The 16,471-nt window shown below is 67.9% G+C and carries 15 protein-coding genes and 3 pseudogenes; 8 read left to right on the plus strand and 10 right to left on the minus strand.

What is annotated here, in order from left to right:
- Positions 1-61 precede the first annotated feature (61 nt).
- On the plus strand, positions 62-613 hold the full coding sequence (locus tag C3492_RS09955; protein ID WP_146075664.1) for a hypothetical protein: 552 nt from the start codon (positions 62-64) through the stop codon (positions 611-613).
- A 351-nt stretch (positions 614-964) separates the two neighbouring features.
- Here C3492_RS09955 and C3492_RS09960 read toward each other — a convergent pair whose 3' ends face one another.
- Positions 965-2,182 carry an acyl-CoA dehydrogenase family protein gene (locus tag C3492_RS09960; protein ID WP_103811367.1) on the minus strand — a complete coding sequence of 406 codons (1,218 nt, stop codon included), beginning with the start codon at positions 2,180-2,182 and terminating at the stop codon, positions 965-967.
- 193 nt (positions 2,183-2,375) lie between these two features.
- Positions 2,376-3,164: an alpha/beta hydrolase gene (locus tag C3492_RS09965; RefSeq protein WP_103811368.1), complete on the minus strand. Its 789-nt coding sequence runs from the start codon at positions 3,162-3,164 to the stop codon at positions 2,376-2,378.
- 459 nt (positions 3,165-3,623) lie between these two features.
- Between C3492_RS09965 and C3492_RS46850 the strand changes: the two genes are divergently transcribed.
- From C3492_RS46850 to C3492_RS09985, 3 genes are all read left to right on the plus strand, one after another.
- A complete protein-coding gene (locus C3492_RS46850; protein WP_374938336.1) occupies positions 3,624-4,391 on the plus strand; it encodes a transposase in 768 nt (255 codons plus the stop codon).
- Positions 4,388-5,080 carry an alpha/beta fold hydrolase gene (locus tag C3492_RS09980; protein WP_103811369.1) on the plus strand — a complete coding sequence of 231 codons (693 nt, stop codon included), beginning with the start codon at positions 4,388-4,390 and terminating at the stop codon, positions 5,078-5,080. The genes C3492_RS46850 and C3492_RS09980 overlap by 4 nt, the downstream gene beginning before the upstream one ends.
- 81 nt (positions 5,081-5,161) lie before the next feature.
- Positions 5,162-5,935: a zinc-binding dehydrogenase gene (locus tag C3492_RS09985; RefSeq protein WP_146075665.1), complete on the plus strand. Its 774-nt coding sequence runs from the start codon at positions 5,162-5,164 to the stop codon at positions 5,933-5,935.
- On the opposite strand, the gene C3492_RS09990 is transcribed toward C3492_RS09985, so the two are convergent.
- Entirely contained in the window at positions 5,919-6,524 is a 606-nt protein-coding gene (locus C3492_RS09990; RefSeq protein ID WP_103811371.1) for an HD domain-containing protein, read from the minus strand. The genes C3492_RS09985 and C3492_RS09990 overlap by 17 nt on opposite strands.
- A 239-nt stretch (positions 6,525-6,763) precedes the next feature.
- Positions 6,764-6,886: a hypothetical protein gene (locus C3492_RS45545; protein ID WP_258055591.1), complete on the minus strand. Its 123-nt coding sequence runs from the start codon at positions 6,884-6,886 to the stop codon at positions 6,764-6,766.
- Between the two features lie 333 nt (positions 6,887-7,219).
- Here C3492_RS45545 and C3492_RS10000 point away from each other — a divergent pair, with 333 nt between their 5' ends.
- The gene (locus tag C3492_RS10000) at positions 7,220-7,801 is read left to right on the plus strand and encodes a TetR/AcrR family transcriptional regulator (protein WP_103811372.1); all 582 of its coding nucleotides are present in this window, start codon (positions 7,220-7,222) and stop codon (positions 7,799-7,801) included.
- Between the two features lie 1,132 nt (positions 7,802-8,933).
- Here C3492_RS10000 and C3492_RS10005 read toward each other — a convergent pair.
- Positions 8,934-9,713: an SDR family NAD(P)-dependent oxidoreductase gene (locus C3492_RS10005; RefSeq protein WP_103811373.1), complete on the minus strand. Its 780-nt coding sequence runs from the start codon at positions 9,711-9,713 to the stop codon at positions 8,934-8,936.
- A 70-nt stretch (positions 9,714-9,783) separates the two neighbouring features.
- Here C3492_RS10005 and C3492_RS46625 point away from each other — a divergent pair, with 70 nt between their 5' ends.
- On the plus strand, positions 9,784-10,347 hold the full coding sequence (locus tag C3492_RS46625) for a TetR family transcriptional regulator (protein WP_308461134.1): 564 nt from the start codon (positions 9,784-9,786) through the stop codon (positions 10,345-10,347).
- A gap of 201 nt (positions 10,348-10,548) precedes the next feature.
- Here C3492_RS46625 and C3492_RS10015 read toward each other — a convergent pair whose 3' ends face one another.
- Both C3492_RS10015 and gndA read right to left on the minus strand, forming a co-directional pair.
- Positions 10,549-11,313: an SDR family NAD(P)-dependent oxidoreductase gene (locus tag C3492_RS10015; protein WP_103811374.1), complete on the minus strand. Its 765-nt coding sequence runs from the start codon at positions 11,311-11,313 to the stop codon at positions 10,549-10,551.
- A 163-nt stretch (positions 11,314-11,476) separates the two neighbouring features.
- On the minus strand, positions 11,477-12,919 hold the full coding sequence (gndA, locus tag C3492_RS10020; protein WP_103811375.1) for an NADP-dependent phosphogluconate dehydrogenase: 1,443 nt from the start codon (positions 12,917-12,919) through the stop codon (positions 11,477-11,479).
- Positions 12,920-13,193: 274 nt separating this feature from the next.
- Here gndA and C3492_RS10025 point away from each other — a divergent pair, with 274 nt between their 5' ends.
- Positions 13,194-13,784 carry a TetR/AcrR family transcriptional regulator gene (locus C3492_RS10025; protein ID WP_103811376.1) on the plus strand — a complete coding sequence of 197 codons (591 nt, stop codon included), beginning with the start codon at positions 13,194-13,196 and terminating at the stop codon, positions 13,782-13,784.
- A 2-nt stretch (positions 13,785-13,786) separates the two neighbouring features.
- Here the strand turns inward: C3492_RS10025 and C3492_RS10030 are convergent.
- From C3492_RS10030 to C3492_RS10040, 3 pseudogenes are all read right to left on the minus strand, one after another.
- Positions 13,787-14,472, minus strand: a pseudogene (locus C3492_RS10030) (DsbA family oxidoreductase).
- A gap of 195 nt (positions 14,473-14,667) precedes the next feature.
- Positions 14,668-14,853, minus strand: a pseudogene (locus C3492_RS10035) (helix-turn-helix domain-containing protein); the annotation flags it as partial.
- Positions 14,846-15,164, minus strand: a pseudogene (locus C3492_RS10040) (hypothetical protein). The pseudogenes C3492_RS10040 and C3492_RS10035, both read right to left, overlap by 8 nt.
- A 483-nt stretch (positions 15,165-15,647) precedes the next feature.
- Here C3492_RS10040 and C3492_RS10045 point away from each other — a divergent pair.
- Positions 15,648-16,298, plus strand: a complete 651-nt coding sequence (locus C3492_RS10045; RefSeq protein ID WP_103811378.1) for a nuclear transport factor 2 family protein — start codon at positions 15,648-15,650, stop codon at positions 16,296-16,298.
- Positions 16,299-16,471 lie beyond the last annotated feature (173 nt).

Below are 16,471 nucleotides of genomic sequence, written 5' to 3' on the forward strand. Positions count from 1 at the left end.
GGATGTGGCCGCGGGTGCGGTGCCGCGTGACGGTCTGTTCAGGGGGCCCAGGCCCGACACCGTGGTCTCGTACGAGACCGACGGAAATTACCTCACGGGCCGCTTCGACAAGAAGGCGATCGCCGCCTCCTCCTCCATGGGGGCAGGGCTCGACCGGCTCACGGACAGCGTCGTCTACCGCTCGATGAGTGCGCCCAAGGGCAAGACCCTGGCCGACGACCCGTCGTACGTCGCCGTGGCCAACTGCCTCGGCACCGTCTTCACGGCGAACTTCGACCGTAAATACGCGCGCAACAGCAGGGCGTTGCTGGCGGCCGTCGGCACCCGGATGGGCACCGACGGCAAGCCCGTCTCGAAGCTGTGCGCCCTGAGCGGCTCGCACAAGGACGCCGACGAACTGGCCGGGATGCTGCGTGCGTTCACTGCGAAGGGAAAGCCGTTCGAGGGCGCGACCGTCGGGGTAGAGGAGCGGGACAAGCCGATGGTCACGATGAGTTGGAAGAACCAGGCGCGGCCCGGACTCCGGGTCGGCCAGCACCTCCTGCTCGGCTACGGGAAATGGGGCGACGCCGGATGGCAGCGCGATGTCACCATGACGGACGATCCCGTATGAGCACATCTCACCGCCACCCTTTGTATGACTTCAACAAGTCGACAGGGCTCTGAGCGTAGCTTCGCGTGTGAGACGTCGCACTACAGGGCGCTGGGATTTCTGCAACGCGGCTCGGGTGACAGCCAGTGTCCCGGGGGCCCGCTACCGGCGGCGCGGGATGGTCACCCGGGCCTCCGACGCTTCGACCCAGCGTTCCCTCGGCAGGTTCTACCACTCGATGGCAGGCCGGCTGCCATCCGGAACAGCCGAAGCCGACGCACACACAAGCGCATGGGTCGGCCATGCGGACGGGGTCTTCTCTGCGGTGCGCGCCAACTGCTCCGCCCGTCGGCGACGACCTGCCTCCATGCGTCAGAGCATCAAGCTCACACGCTCGCTGACACCGAGAAGTGACTTGCCATAGACCTCCAAGCCGACGCCGGGTACCAGCCCGGCGTGACGGGCCGCGACATTGACATCCCGCCAGATGCGCTGCAGGGCGTTGTCATCGGTGAACGCGGACGCGCCATGAGCGTTCAGCAGCACGCTGACCGCTTCGATCACCTGCTGCACTGCAAAACCCGCACGCGCCCTGATGTGCGAACGCGCGGCAAGACCCAAAGGCTCGCCGGCTGCGGCCTCGTCCACCTCGTCCACCGCCCGGTAGACGAGCAGGCGCGCGCTTTCGAGTTTCAACGCCGCCTCGGCGACTTGCATCTGGATTCCGACCGAGTCCGCCTGGCTGTCGTACACAGTGAACGACAGCGGTTTCGTTGCGGCTGCTTCCCGGACGGCGGTCAGTGCCGCACTGCCCAGGCCCAGCAAGGGTCCGGCCAGGCAGAGTACCAGCATCGGCCCAAACGCTGAGTCGTACAACGTCTCGTCACGCGCCGAGCGCGGATAGACGCCTTCCGCGGCTGCAGGCACCGACAGCACGCGGTGTTCGGGCACGAATACGTCCCGTCCGACGAGGGTGCCACTGGCTGTCGCCTTCATGCCCACGGTGTGCCATGTGTCCTCGAAGGTCAGATCCGAGGCGGGGATCAGAGCAAGGGCCTGGTCCGAGATCGCGCCGCTCTCGTCCTTGAGCAACGCGCCGACTGCTGCCCACGTGGCGAAGGGGGCGCCTGAACTGTACGACCACTTGCCGCTGACCCGCCAACCGCCCGCTACTCGCTCCCCTACCCCTGTAGGTGCCGCGACACCCGTGGTGCGCGCGTCAGGATCGGCCCCGAAGACCTCCTCCTGCGCCTTGTCCGGGAAGAGACACGCCAGCCAGTTGGTTACTGCGATGATCATCCCAACCCAGGCGGCTGAGCCGTCTCCCTCTCCCAGTACTTCGGACACCTCTGTCAGGGTGCGCAGGTTGGTCTGGGAGCCGCCGTAACGCTTCGGAGTCAGCAACCGAAAAACCCCGGACTCGGCCATCGCATCGACAACCTCGACCGGGAGAACACGGTCCTTCTCCCCGGCTGCGGCATGTTTGCGCAGCAACGGCTGAAGGGCCGTGGCACGCCCAACCAGTTCCGCCCTGACGTCCTGCTCGGACCGCTCGCCCTCGGTGATCGTGAAGCTTGTTCCGTTCGCCATGTTTTCACCTTCTTGGTATTCGAGACACACGGCCCCCGGACGGAGTGCCATATGCAAGGGGAAGCTGCACGGTGCGCCGGCATCGGCACAGCTACGATGGCCGCGGCAACGCCTCACCGTCGTCATGGATGCTGGATCACGAGGTATGCGGCACGCTCCGAGTATGTCGGCGGGTGCCCGCGGGAGCGGTTTCTCACCAGGCCGCATGTGCAAGCCACGAGTCGATGCGGTCGGCAACGTCCCGCCAACGAGGTTCCAGGATCAGGCTGTGTGCCCGGTCGGCCAGGTACAAGTAGTCTGCGCCGAAGTGAGCGGCGTGCTTTCGCACGAGTTCTGCGGGCGAGACGATGTCCCGTCCCCCGGCGACCATGAGCATGGGCCCACTGGCACGAGTCCTGTCCAGCTCAATAGCGGCGCCACGCTGCGCCGCTTCCCAGACCGCCTTCGGTGACTCGTCGGGCATCAGTGCGTGGTAACGGCGGGCGTCCTGCTCCGAGCAACCGTCGAAGAACCACTCCGCGGCCGTCTCGTAAGGCATCGGCGGGAAGGGAAGGGACAAGTCGACGGGAATCTGTATCGCCTCACCCCTGCTGTCCGTGCACGGGACGGGCGCAAGGAGTACCTGAGCCAGTACCACGTGGTCCTCCGCGTACTTCTGCGCCACCGCTGCCCCCATGCTGTGTGCCACAAGCACGGGTGTCTCACCCGCATACTTGACCACGATGCCAAGCTCTTCTGTCGCATCCAGCATGCTTCGCTTGACGAACTCTTCGGTGGGGAGTTCCACCGAACCCGTGTGGTTGAACCAACTGAAGGCGTAGCAGTGGCGCCCGAGGCCGGCGAAGTAGCGCGTCCAGTTGTCCCACAGCCAGCTGCCGTGGCTGCCGCCGTGGATGAACACGATGGGCGGCGATGCAGCGGGTCCGTCAGGTGCTACGTGCTCCACGAACACGCCGTCGAGCAGCAGTTGTTCGACCTTCATCGAGATCCTTTGAGATACACGGAAGCCGATGGGAGCGCAGGAGCGCCGTGATCGGCTCCCTGACGCGGTCACAGACGATGTCGGCTAGACACACCGTTCCACCTGTTGGGCGGGTGCCTCAGCAGGAACCCGCCCCGGCAAGGAGGAATTACTGACAGTGCACCGTACCTGGAACGCTTAGTCAAGTTACGTCGCACTCACGGGCGCCGAGAGGGAGTATGGGGCATGAGAAGTTGACCTGTTGCCTCCCGTAACGGGCAGGAGCATCCGGTTGGCATGCGGGGTATGTGCCTGACCAAGCATTCCTGATTCATCTGACCAGGCGCCAGTGGGTGGTATGCGGGGCGGCGGAAGTGAGCGGCCCGCAGGACGTCGGCTGGGCGGCGGCAGGATGCGCTCACGCCGATGAAGGCTAGAGAGAAGGCGTTCGGCATAGCGCCGGTCCCACCCGGTGAGGCGATGGCGGACGCGAGGGACGCGTCCATCATCGCGGACGTCGCACGCGCGATGCCTCACACGCGGCGGACGATCGACGGCGAGGACCAGACGATCGCCGAGCTGGAGAGGATCGTCGCATTCGACGGCGACCCGGTCGGCGAAGCAACGGGGGGCGCGTACCGGCTCCACCGTCGGCTCGCCCAGATGGCCTCACCGGGTCGCCGACGGCCGTGCTCCACAGCACGTTGCGCACCGCTGGAACCTCGCCGCCTACGCCGGTGGAGCCCCGGCGACTGGGAGATCAACCTCGTCGATCCGCGGCGATCGGCCCTCAAGCAGGCCTTCTCCCTGTCGGCGTTCGCGGCGCTCGGCGACCTCGCCTCTCGGACCTGCTGCGACAAGAAGATCGTCCAAGGCGAGCTCGTGCAACTGCGTCCAGGAGCGCAGGTCCCACTCGAGGGATGCGTCGATGTAACGGACTCACCGCGCGAGGAGCGCCATGGTGCCTTACCGCCCCGGGCGCCTCGCGACCTTCGGCGTAGAACTCCGGACGGGGTGAGGCCGTGCATCGGCAGAAGCCAGGCCACAGGCATGTCCGCGCCGGACGATCACGCAAGAAGTGCGGACGGTGGAGCATGGCAGGACGCCGGCTGTGCCCATAGCTTCGTGGTCGAGCGCCGCCCTCGGCTTGCCGTGGTCCAGCGCCGGCCCGTGGTGACCACCAGCCGGGTGCGGCTTTGCCCTCAGGCGGCGCGCAGCACTGTCCTCTTTCGTCGAAGGTTTCCATGACCACCGCAACGCACGACAATCCGGCAATCCTGCTCGTCCATGGCGCCTGGCACGGCTCCTGGTGCTGGGAGAAACTCGTCCCCGAACTCACCGCTCAGGGATGGCGTGTCCTCACCGTCGATCTGCCGAGTACCTCTGCCGAACCCGGCAACACTGCAGGAATGTATGACGACGCACGTGCCGTCCGTGCGTGCCTGGACGGCATAGAAGGTCCGGTGACCGTCCTCGCGCACTCCTACGGAGGCCTGCCCGCCACGGAGGCCGTGGCCACTGCCACCAACGTGTCCCGCCTCATCTATCTCGCCGCCTTCCAGCTGGATGCCGGCGACTCCCTCGCCGGCCTGAGCGGAGGGCAGCTCCCCAGCGGAGACACCGGTACCTTGCCCGTTCCGGAGGGTCCTTCGAAGCGTTTCTACGGCGACGCCGCACCTGAGGACGCGGACCGCGCCGCGCGGCGGCTGGTACCGCAGACCGTCAGATCCTTCAGCGAACCGCTTACCGAACCGGCGTGGAAGACGGTGCCCTCCACTTACATCATCTGTGAACAGGACGAGATCCTTCCACCGGCACTCCAAGAGACTATGGCTGCCCGCGCTGAGCGCTCATACCGACTGCCGTCCAGTCACTCCCCCTTCCTGTCCATGCCTGCCGAACTGGCCCGGTTGATCACCACTGACACCGACCGGTAGAGGCCTGCTTCCGTCTCCGCAGCTCACCCCTGCGACATCGGGCCCGGGACGGACACTGACCTGCGTGTAGGAGATCGCGTGATGGCGGTGACCATGCCGACGGAGCCTCGCGGTGGCGCGTACTCGCAATACCTCACCTTGCCCGCCGACGCCGTCGTACGCGCTCCCTCGGGGGTCACTCCCACAGAGGCCGCGACCCTGCCCATGAACGGTCTCACCGCCCGCCTGGCGCTCGACCTGGCCGACGTGTCCGCCGGTCAGACACTCGCCGTAGGCGCTGCGGGAGTGGTCGGCGGATACGTCATGCAGATGGCGCGGGCCGAGGGCCTCACCGTGATCGCCGACGCCGCGCCGTCGGACGAGGCGCTGGTACGCGCCCTCGGCGCCGACATGGTCGTGCTGCGTGGGCCCGGCGTCGCCCACCGGATGCTGGACGTCGTGCCCGGGGGCGTCGACGGGTTGGTGGACGCTGCCGGCCCCGGATCGGCGGCGGTCGCCGCAGCCGTGGCAGACGGGGGTGCGATCGTCGCGCTCAGCGGCGACGGACTGCGCCCTCTCAGCCCGGCTGAACTCCGGCGCCGGTCCCTGCGCAGGTACCTCGCGTTCATCCCGGACTACCTGGGCGACCGGGGGAGGCTGGACCACCTGCTCAGGCAGGTGGAAGCCGGTGAACTCACTCCCCGCGTCGCCCGTGTCGGCTGCCGAGCGGGCCGCCGAAGCCCATCGTCTGAGGGAAGCCGGTGGCGTGCGGGGCCGGATCGTCCTGGAGTTCTGAGCGGTCCGTCAACCCCCACGCGCTCCGGCTTCGTGGGACACGGGCGGCGGAACTCGGTGCGGCTCAAAAGGCGGGACTGACACCTGTGTGCCCGGGGTCCGCCAGACGGGCTGCAAGCAGCCCTCCGGGCCAGCTGGACTTCGGCGCCTTTCCGGGGCATCGCAGGGCCTGGTCGACCACCGCGTCACCGAGTACCACCTCGATGTCCATCCGCGGGAAACGAGCGAGCGATGCGGACAACTGCCCGTCATCATCGGCCCCGACCAGGTCGGTCGCGCCGAAGTCGGCCAGTACGCCGAGCCGGAGGAGCCGGGGCAGTGTCCCCATGCGCTCGGCGATACCGGGAGACGTGTGCAGGGCAATGGCCTCCCACACCTTCTGGACCAACGATGCAGGCCAGTCGTGCTCGGACAGGAAGTCACCGGCCGCGTCCGCTCCCTCCACCTCGAAGCGCTGCGGTCCGTCATACGCATCGGCTGTTCCCGCGTCGTGGAACAGACATGCGACGGCCAGAGCTTCGCGCTCCCGCCCCTCAAGGCCGTGCTGCCGGCCCAGGTGATCCGCCAGCAGCCAAACCCGCACGCTGTGGTTGACGATCGCCGGCTGTAGGACGGACCGTACGTGCGCGTAGGCGGAGTCGGCGACCGCTCCGCCGAAGGAGACCTGCATCTCTTGCCTTCCCTTGGTCCCGAGCCGCTGAAACGGCCTGCGCACCGTGACGGTGCCCGTTGCCACTGCTGCCTGCCCCCCCGCGCCCGTCGTCGCATGGCTCAGCTGCGGGCCGGTCCGCTGGGAACCGCTCGCCGTCCCTGAGTGTCAGCCAGCCCAGCCCCGAGGATGCTTAGCATGGGCAGGCCTCAGCTGCCAGAAGTCTGCGCCGCCCAGCCGCTCTCGTTCACGAGTCGGGCCTACAGCGGCCGCAGCTCGGCGACGACATAGTAGGTCAGGTTGAGCAGCCGGACCACGTCCGACTGCTCAGGCCAGACGGCCCGCTGTCCGGCGGTGGTGCAGCTGGTGAACAGGAAGACCACTGACGAACGTGCCCGTGCGCAAGGCAAGTGCGAACGGGACCTCGGCATTGCCATCGGCCTCCCGCGCGGCTTCGCACTGCCGGCGCGGGCGGCCGGGCTCCTCGGTCACCTCGCGGGTAGTCGGTTCCTGCGTAGCGGTGTGCGCGTCAATGCCGCTCATATGTCGGCTCCCGAGTGCCGTTAGGTTGTGTGCTCGTTCTGTATGTCGAGGCCTCGGAGAGGTCAGGCCGACATGGGGTTCCGGGCAGTGACGCAGGTGACGCGAGGCTGCAGCGCACTCTCCATCACGGAGAGTAATTGACTGTTCATTCCGAATAAGGTATCCTGTCGTCTATGGCGAGAGTCAGAGAGTTCGACACCGAATTGGCCGTCCATTCAGCAATGGAGGCTTTCCGCTGCAAGGGCTACGAAGGCACGTCGGTGCAGGACTTGGTCGACGCGACCGGAGTGGGCCGTGGGTCCCTGTACGGGGCTTTCGGCAGCAAGGAAGGGCTGTACCTGGCTGCGCTGGAGCGGTACCGGCAACTCTACGCCGTACCGCTCATTGACATGCTGCGCGCAGGGGCCCCGGCACGTGATCTGCTGCGCGAGGTGCTGGTCGCAACGGTGGATGGAATCGTCCGGGACGGAGACCGCAAGTCCTGCCTGATCGTGGGCGCGTCGACGGAACGGGCTTCGCAGGACCCCAAGGTCGCAGCGCATGTGCGCTCGACGACCGTTTCTCTGGAGGACGCCATCCGCGACGTGATCGCGACAGCTCAGGCAGAGGGTGAGTTGTCCGATGCGCGCGACGCCCGTGATCTGGCCCGGTACCTCATCGTGACGATGCACGGCCTGCGCGTGATGGGCGCCACGAACCCCGATCGCGCCTCGCTCATGAGTGTGGTCGACGCCGCCCTGGGTGCCCTCAACTGAGTGCCAGCCTGCGCCGGCCGCGCGCGGTGCTCCGACTGATCGTTTCACAATGAGTCTCCTCTGACGCCCAGCCTGTACGTACAGGCGTCGACCCGCTCCGCGTGGACGCTGACGATCTGGTGCTCCATTGGGCGGTGCGCACCGCAGCTGGGCCGCCGTGGTAACCGCTGGTCCTCTCGACGCTCCCCGGGCCGAGACCGCTCCGGAGGGCGCCTCGGCCGGGCCTCGTGAGCGCGAGACCGTGCCGGCCCGTTCGGTCGCGCCGACGCAGCAGTACGCTGTGCGCACTGCATGGGTCCGGCCCAGATACCGGTCGCTGAACGTGGTGGGGTGCGTCGGAGTCAAGCGGACCTCCGGTGCCGTCGCCCGGCACCACCTCGGTGTCGACGAGTTCCTTGCCACCCGCTGTGCGTCGACAAGCGCCTGGCTTCACAGCCCGCTGCCGTCGGCTTCCACACCACCGAGGGCGCACACGAGGTGGCCGGGCAAAGCCGCGTACCTGCGTGCGCCGCCGCCTCATTTCCGGGCACGCACCCGTGGCCCAGGACCGGTGGCGATGGCTGTTGACCACAACGGCGGGCGCTCACGTCGTGAACGTTCCCTTGCGTCGTCCTTGATGCCGCTGCACGGCTGCGTACTGCTGACCGGCCCGGCACAGTCAGGTGACTCGAAATAGCCGAGCTCAAGAAACCGGGAGCGGATCAATTGTCTCCCACAGCCGTCCGGGCGCGGTGAGCGGTGATACCGCCTGCCCTGCACGGCGGCATGCGTTCGGTGGCGCGGACGGATGGTCAGGGGTGCGGCCCCGGTTCACTACCGGGGCGTCAGGGGAATCCGTGATCCAGGCCCAGGATCCTCAGACGTCGAGGGCGGGCATCGATGGGCTGGCGGGCGCGTAAGCGACACCTTCGCCACCTCGTTCTTTCACCGGGCTCGGTGTCCACCGCTCGTCCCGACGGTGACCGCCCTGCCTCAAGAGGCGAGGTGCGCGCCGCCGTTCCAGCCCGGCCGCTGTACTGCAGCCACATCCTCGACAGGGCGGGGCGATGGTCGACGGACAGAGCATCGGCGGCGTCGCCCGGTCCTGGACCGTCAAGGGCTTCTTCAGTCACAGGACCCCGTGGGCGACCGGTCAACTGACCGAGCGGATCGTTCCGCCGTCCACGCGGAGTGTGGCACCGCTGACGTAGTCCGCGTACGGGCTGGCCAGGTAGGCCACGGCGCCCGCGATCTCCTCCGGCCGGCCGAAGCGACCGACATCGTTGGGTACGAAGTCGCGGGCGGCATTGCGTTCGATCTCCTCCCACGACTCCCCCCAGCCACGCTCGGGCGCCATTCTGGTCAGCAGCGTCTGCACCGCATCGACGAGGATGGCTCCGGGAGCGACCACGTTGGAGGTCACGCCGGTGTCCTTCAGCTCCCGCGCCAGGGAGACGGCCAGGTTGTGCCGCGCGGCGAGAGTGGCGTTGTAGTGGGGCAACATGGCCAACGGCTGCGAGGCCAGGCCGCCGCCGATCTGGATCACCCGGCCCCAGCCCCGCTCGCGCATCCCCGGCACCAGACGCTGGATCATGCGCACACCCGAGACGACGTTGACCTCGTACGTCCGCACCCACACCTCCGGTGAGGCGTCCTCCCAGCCAAGATGATCGTAGGCGCCAGCGTTGTTGACCAGGACGTCGACGTCACCGGCGGCGGTGGCCACCGCGTCGGCGCCCTCATCGGTGGCGAGATCGCCGATCGCCACGGCGACCGCGCCGATGGCGTCCGCCACCTCGCGTGCGCGCGTCTCGTCGCGTCCGTGCACCACCACATCCGCGCCCTCGGCTGCCAGCAGTCGGGCGATAGCCGCTCCCAGCCCGGAACTCGATCCGGTCACCAGGGCACGGCGGCCCGTCAGTTTCAGGTCCATCGCGATGTCCCTCCATCCGCTCAGAGTTTGTCTACAGTCGTAGACAAGCTCTTAGTATACACTCGTAGACATGACGCAACAGCGACGCCGCGACGCCGCCGGCACCAAACAGGCCATCCTGCGCGCCGGCATGGAAGCCTTCACCCGGCACGGCTACGACGGCGTCGGGGTCCGCCACATCGCGCAAGCCGCCGGCGTCACGGCCATGCTCGTCAACCGCTATTTCGGCTCCAAGGAGGGACTCTTCGCCGCTGTGGTCGAAGCTTCGATGGCCGACCGCACCGTACTCACCAGCGATCCCGCCACTCTCGCCCGCGACGTGGCGGTCGCTCTCGTCCACCGCACCGCCCCCGGCGCCGACCATCTCTCGCCCTTCCTGCTGATGCTGCGCTCGGCGCCCAACCCCCGGGCCGCGGAGATACTGCGCGCCGGCATCGAGAACCATGTCAACGCCCACCTGCTGCAAGTAGCCCCACAGCTGCGCGACACCGACCGGGCAGCCATGATGCTCGCCGTCATCGCCGGTTTCTGGCTGATGCGCAAGGTGATCGGCGACGCCGCCCTCAACAGCACCGACGAGGCCGTGCTGACCCGAACACTGGAACAGTTGTTCACGGTGCTCGTGCATCCCTAGCGCGCCCCGGCCGCCGGCCCGCGGCGTCGAGGAGAGACGGACTTGCGGCCGACCTGTCGCAGCCCACCGCATCGCGAAGATCCGGTGAGCTCGCGAGGAGGTCAACCACACCGCGGAGGCGGATTTCCTTGCGGTAGTGGGCGGGCGTGGTCGTAGCCGCGGTCCGCGTAGAGCACGACCTCGCATCGCCTCAACGGCGGTTCAGTAGCCGGCGGTCAGTGCGCCGTCGATCGCGAGGGCCCCTCCGGTGATGAACGGGCTCTCGTCGCTGAGCAGGAACGTGGCGAAGGCTGCGATCTCGGCCTCGTCGGCGGCGCGGCCCGTCGGCTGCTGGTTGAGGATGGCGTTGGCGGACTCCGGGTCGGCCTCCACGTGGCCGCGCCACAGCGGGGTGTTCACCAGGCCCGTCACGAGGGCGTTGACACGCACGCCCTCCTTGGCCGCATCAAGGGCCGCGGAACGCGTGAGACCCACGACTCCGTGCTTGGCGGCCGAGTAGGCGGCGGCGGCAGGGTCGCCCACCACACCGACCACGGACGCGTTGTTGACGATGGCACCGCCACCGCTGGCCACGATCGCCGGGATCTCGTGCTTGAGGCTGTAGAAGACGCTCGTGAGGTTCAGCGCGATGACGCTGTCCCAGAAGGACGCCTGGATGTCCCGGACCGCTCCGAAGCTGTTGCCGCCGCCCGCGTTGTTGAAGGCGCCGTGCAGAGCCCCGAACTCCTTGACCGCAACATCCACCAGATTGGCGACCTCCTCCTCGACGGTCACGTCCGTCGGGACGAAGAGGGCCGTGCCGCCTCCCGCCGTGATGTCCTTGACGGTGGCGGTGCCACGCTCCTTGTCACGTGCTCCGATGATCACAGTGGCGCCCTCGGAAGCGGCACGCCTGGCGAATGCCGCACCCATGCCGGACGTGCCTCCGGTGACGAGGATGACCTTCGACTGCAGACGGTGGGACATGCTTGTGCTCCGTTCATAAGCCGGCACGGCCGCATCGACGGCTTACCGGAAGGAAGTCAGTTGGAGGGCGACCCGGTGGGCGCGCCAGTGACGACCGGCTACGCACCGGGACCGTCTCCGAGAGTGTACCAATTTCAGGAACGAACAGTCAGTAAAGATTGGTCTAGGCGGTCGCCTGCTCGGAACGATCAAGGCCCCACCGCGTGTGATAGGAGCCGGGACGGTCGTTGCGCCGGTATGTATGGGCCCCGAAGTAGTCGCGCTGAGCCTGTGTGAGGGCGGCCGGCAGACGAGGCGTGCGCAGGGTGTCGTAGTGGGCCAGCGCGGCGGCGAAGGCGGGTACCGGTACACCGTCGCGAGTGGCGTGAGCCACGACGAGGCGCCAGGGAAGCTGGGCGGCGCCGATCTCTCGGGCGAAGGCGGGATCCGCCAGCAGGCTGGGAAGGTCCGGACGCGTGGCGTAGGACTCGCGCACACGGTCCAGGAACGACGCGCGGATGATGCAGCCGGCGCGCCAGACGGCGGCCACGGCCGCGAGGTCGACGTTCCACGCGTAGGTCCGGCTGGCGGTCTGGATCTGGTGCATGCCCTGGGCGTAGGAGATGACCTTGGAGGCATACAGTGCTTGCTCGACGTGTCCGATGAAACGGGCGGCGTCACGCTCCCCGAGGATGGTGGGGACGGGCCCGGGAAGTGCACTGCCTGCGGCGCGCAGCGCGCCGTGACCGGAGGTGGAGCGGGCGAAGACGGCCTCGGCGATGCCTGAGACCGGGACTCCGAGGTCGAGGGCCGACTGCACGGTCCAGCGCCCGGTGCCCTTCTGCTCCGCGGCGTCGGCGACGATGTCGACGAAGGGCAGCCCGGTGTCCGCGTCGTGATGAGCGAGGACCTCGGCGGTGACCTCGATGAGGTAGGAGTTGAGCCGGCCCTGGTTCCATTCGCGGAAGATCTCGGCGATTCTGCGCGGTTGGTATCCGGTGGAGTGCCGGATCATGTGGTAGGCCTCGGCGATGAGCTGCATGTCGGCGTACTCGATGCCGTTGTGCACCATTTTGACAAAGTGGCCGGCGCCGTCGGGTCCGAGGTGGGCGACGGCCGGGGTGCCGTCGGGTGTGGTGGCCGCGATGTCGTTCAGTACGGGGGCGAGCAGGCCGTAGGCATGGGATGAGCCACCGGGCATGATGCTCGGGCCGTTGAGGGCCCCTTCCTCGCCGCCTGAGATGCCCGTGCCCAGGAAGTGAATGCCTGAGCGGCGTAGGGCGGCCTCCCGGCGACGAGTGTCGGCGAAGTGGGCATTGCCGCCGTCGACGATGACGTCACCGGGCTCCAGCAGGGTCGCGTACTCGGCGATCACGTCGTCGGTGGCCCGGCCGGCCTGCACCATCACGATCAGCCGACGGGGGCGACTGAGCGCGGCCACCATGTCCTTGGCGCTCTCGACGGGGATGAAAGTGCCTTCGTCTCCGTAGTCGGCAACCAGATCCCTGGTCCGCTGGGCAGTGCGGTTGTGGACGGCCACGGCGTAGCCGTGGCGGGCGAGGTTACGGGCCAGGTTGCGGCCCATCACGGCGAGGCCGGTCACCCCTACATGTGCTCTGGAGTTCATCGTTCATTCCTTGATCGGATAGGTGTGCGCCGCGGCGCGGCGTCCGGGAAGTGTGATCTGCGGGGCGGGGGCCGCCCGTGCGGTGTACGGGCAGCCCGCCACCAGTCGCCCCCCGCCGAGCCACTCGGGCTTCAGATCCCCGACAGACCTGAAGCAGGTCGTTCCGCCAGTCAACAACCAGTGGAACGAAAGGTCAACAAAGCCCTGTTTCTCGCCATGAGACACGAGCAAACCTTCGGATCGATCGTTCCAGTGTGGAGGTAGAGTGGGGCCTATGGCACGCATCAGGGAGTTCAACACCGAGAAGGCGGTGGAGGCGGCGATGAACGCCTTCAGCCGAAACGGCTATGACGGCACGTCCATCCAGGACCTGGTCGACGCCACCGGCGTGGGCCGCGGCTCGCTGTACGCGGCCTTCGGCAGCAAGGAGGGACTGTACCTGGCGGCGATGGACCGTTATCGGGAGCACTACGCCCTGCCGCTGGTGGACATCCTCCGTGAAGGGGCCCCGGGTCGTGAACTGCTGCGTGAGGTACTGGTCGCTGCCGTGGACGAGATCGTGCTGGACGGCAGTCGACGCGCCTGTCTGATGGTCGGCGCCGTCGTGGGGCGGATCGCGCGCGACCCTCAGGTCAGCGCCCACGTCCAGTCGACGACAGAGATGCTGGAGGACGCGCTCATCCAGGTGATCACGGAGGCCAAGGCGGACGGGCAGTTCTCCAGCAGGCATTCGCCGGAGAACCTTGCCCGGCTCCTCGTCGTGACACTGCAGGGTCTGCGGGTCATGGGCGCCCTCAACCCCGACCGTGTGCCACTCATGGCCATCGCCGACGCCGCTCTCGACGCCCTCGGCCCCTCCTCCTGAGCTCAGCGCACAGCACCATTGGGAGTCGGCAGGCGCCGTGCTTCCCTCAGCGCTGGGCGGCGCGTCGCAGACTCCTCCGCGTCGCACCCGGCCCGATCGTCCACGTCGACGACCGTCAGAGCGGGTTCTCGGCCGCCCCAGGCCCGTCTCAGCACGTCGCTGAAGACCTCGACCGGCTGGGCACCGGCAACGCCGTACTTCCGGTCGACGACGAAGAAGGGGACTCCGGTGGCCCCCGACCGCGCGGCCTCGGCCTCGTCCCCGCGCACCGCTTCTGCGTAGGCGCGGTCGGCGGCCAGCACCGCACGCACCTCTCTCTCGGCAAGTCCCGCCCGGACGGCCAGTTCCACCTGGTGCTCGGGGTCGTGGACGGACCGTTCAGAAGCGAAGTTGCCCTCGAAGAGCAGGGACGAGCTTGTCCTGACAGCCCCGGTCGGCAGCCAGGTGCAGCAGCCGGTGGAGGTCCAGCGTATTGCCGTGGTCCCGGAAATCGACGAACAACGTACTTCTTCGCGTGCGCCGCCCCGGTCGTCGGGCGCGTGTGCCGCAGTCCGGGATCGAGCTCGAAGGAGCGGTGCACCACTTGGATGGCGTCCCGATGCGTGAACGCGGCAAGTCCCTCGTCGAACCTGGCCTTACCGATGAAGCACCACGGGCACGATATGTCCGACCAAATGTCAACGCGCATGATCCGCTGCGCGATCTCGGGCGGGGTCGGCCCTTCGCAGGCTGTCGTGACCTCGGCAAGCCCCCGGTTCTCCCGGTGCGCTCTGGCGAGCTTTGTCACGAACTCCGTCGGCCCGCCCCACGGGTCCGGGCATTCCAAGCATCTGCGTGCGGTATCGCACAACTCGTCGTAGAGGCCGAGGACCACGGCGTCGAGCAGGGCCTCCTTGGTGCCGAAGCGCCGGTACAGGGTGCCAACCCCCACACCCGCCGCCCGGGCGATGTCCAGGGCCGAGACATCGAGGCCGCGCGAGGCGATGGCCTCTCGCGTCGCCGCGATGAGCCGGCGCCGGTTGTGCAGGGCGTCTGCTCGGGCCGCGGGAACGGCGTTCAGGTCAGGCATCCGGAACCCAGTTCTCCGGCGGATCCATCCGGAAGCGCGTCAGCAGTACCGAGTCGATCAGCCACTCGCCGTGGACCTTGCGGTAGGTCTCGTGGTACTGCCCGTAGCCGCGGTGGCCCTGCGGAGCGTCCTTGCCGGCCGGGAAGGTCAGCAGATCCTCCATCGACCAGATCCCGGACGCGGTGTCGGGGCCCGTGATCTCGATCTCCGACATGTGGCCGGTCGCGGATCGCACGGGCGAAGTCCTGCGGCGACTTCCATGTGATCCCGTCGGTCACGATTCTGGCTTCGGAGGTGAACAGCGCCGCCAGCTGGTCGTGCTTCTTCTCATCGACGAAGCGGAAGTAGCGGGCCCTGCTGTCGCCTTGTCGGCGACCACTAAACGGACGTTGACCATCCGTTCCGGTCCCCGTCCGGTTGTGCGATCACGACAGGACGCGCGCGCCGGAGGAACGACGAGCGGGCCCTCGCCGGGCCGTGTCGTAGCACTGGCATCGGGCACCACCGCCAGGTGCCGACTCGTCACTCCCAGCCGGAACCCGGCGCGGATAATTGACTGAACGTTCCTGTTAAGGTGTACTGTCTTTCATGGCCGCCCAGAGCCACTCGGACTCCGCGGCGAACCAGCTCTCCCATGCCACCACGGAGCGACGGCCTTGCGCCTGCAGGTGGCCATCGGGGCCCACATCACATTCATCCTCCGTACGAGTTCACTGCGCGCGTCTTCCCTCCGGAACGCCCCGCAGCCACCACGGCCGACCGGCACCACTCGCGGAGGCGAAAGGAACCGCATCATGCATTCACAGGAATCCCCGAAGGCGTCCGCGTGGCGCTCCCGCATCGCTGGAACAGCCGCAGCGGCTGCGCTGCTGGTCGTCGGCGGCGCGAGCGCGGTGGCTCTGACGTCTCCGTCCGCCAGCGCGCACGGACAGCCGGCCAACACCTCGTCGCAGTCCCTCAAGGACAGGGTGCAACGCCTCGAGGACATCGAGGAGATCCACCAGCTCAAGGCCCGCTACTTCCGTTTCGTCGACGAGAAGAAGCACGACGAGCTGGCGGCGTTGTTCACTCCCGACGCCAGAATCGTGACCGACGGGATCACGTGGAAGTCGCCGCAGGAGTTCGCTCACACCATTCGTGATCTGACGGGCAAGGCGCCTTCCGTCCACTCGGGCGCAATGCCTGAGATCACAATCACTGGCCGCGACACCGCGTCCGGCATCTGGTCCATGGAGGATCTGCTGACCTTCCCGGCCGGCAAGGACGCTCCGCAAGGTCATCACGGCTACGGGCAGTACAACGAGACCTACCGCAAGGTCCACGGCAAGTGGCTGATCGACTCCGTGCTGCTGACGCGCTTCCGGATGGACCCGCTGGAGAACTGGACGCCTCCCAAGGGCACTCCCTCGGAGGCTGCGCCTTCGCAGGCCACGGCCGGCAAGTGACACGCCTGGCGTGCTGCCCTCGTCAGCGCGGCACGCCAGGCGCCATGACGCCGCATGCCTGACGGGTCGCAGACAGCGGGCTCCCCCACCAGCCATGTAGATACTGCGCCGCTCCCCTCCTCACCTGTCGGTGACACTCACAGCGGAACCGCCGGCGGCTCACCGCACGCAGT

Origin of the sequence: Streptomyces sp. Ru62, from assembly GCF_002920615.1 — a bacterium.
Lineage (GTDB): Bacteria > Actinomycetota > Actinomycetes > Streptomycetales > Streptomycetaceae > Streptomyces.

Bases quoted from the DNA above. Each gene is read 5' to 3' on its own strand.
- C3492_RS09960 (WP_103811367.1), bottom strand. From the start codon at position 2,182: ATGGCGAACGGAACAAGCTTCACGATCACCGAGGGCGAGCGGTCCGAG.
- C3492_RS09965 (WP_103811368.1), bottom strand. From the start codon at position 3,164: ATGAAGGTCGAACAACTGCTGCTCGACGGCGTGTTCGTGGAGCACGTA.
- C3492_RS46850 (WP_374938336.1), top strand. From the start codon at position 3,624: ATGGCGGACGCGAGGGACGCGTCCATCATCGCGGACGTCGCACGCGCG.
- C3492_RS09980 (WP_103811369.1), top strand. From the start codon at position 4,388: ATGACCACCGCAACGCACGACAATCCGGCAATCCTGCTCGTCCATGGC.
- C3492_RS09985 (WP_146075665.1), top strand. From the start codon at position 5,162: ATGGCGGTGACCATGCCGACGGAGCCTCGCGGTGGCGCGTACTCGCAA.
- C3492_RS09990 (WP_103811371.1), bottom strand. From the start codon at position 6,524: ATGCAGGTCTCCTTCGGCGGAGCGGTCGCCGACTCCGCCTACGCGCAC.
- C3492_RS10000 (WP_103811372.1), top strand. From the start codon at position 7,220: ATGGCGAGAGTCAGAGAGTTCGACACCGAATTGGCCGTCCATTCAGCA.
- C3492_RS10005 (WP_103811373.1), bottom strand. From the start codon at position 9,713: ATGGACCTGAAACTGACGGGCCGCCGTGCCCTGGTGACCGGATCGAGT.
- C3492_RS46625 (WP_308461134.1), top strand. From the start codon at position 9,784: ATGACGCAACAGCGACGCCGCGACGCCGCCGGCACCAAACAGGCCATC.
- C3492_RS10015 (WP_103811374.1), bottom strand. From the start codon at position 11,313: ATGTCCCACCGTCTGCAGTCGAAGGTCATCCTCGTCACCGGAGGCACG.
- gndA (WP_103811375.1), bottom strand. From the start codon at position 12,919: ATGAACTCCAGAGCACATGTAGGGGTGACCGGCCTCGCCGTGATGGGC.
- C3492_RS10025 (WP_103811376.1), top strand. From the start codon at position 13,194: ATGGCACGCATCAGGGAGTTCAACACCGAGAAGGCGGTGGAGGCGGCG.
- C3492_RS10045 (WP_103811378.1), top strand. From the start codon at position 15,648: ATGCATTCACAGGAATCCCCGAAGGCGTCCGCGTGGCGCTCCCGCATC.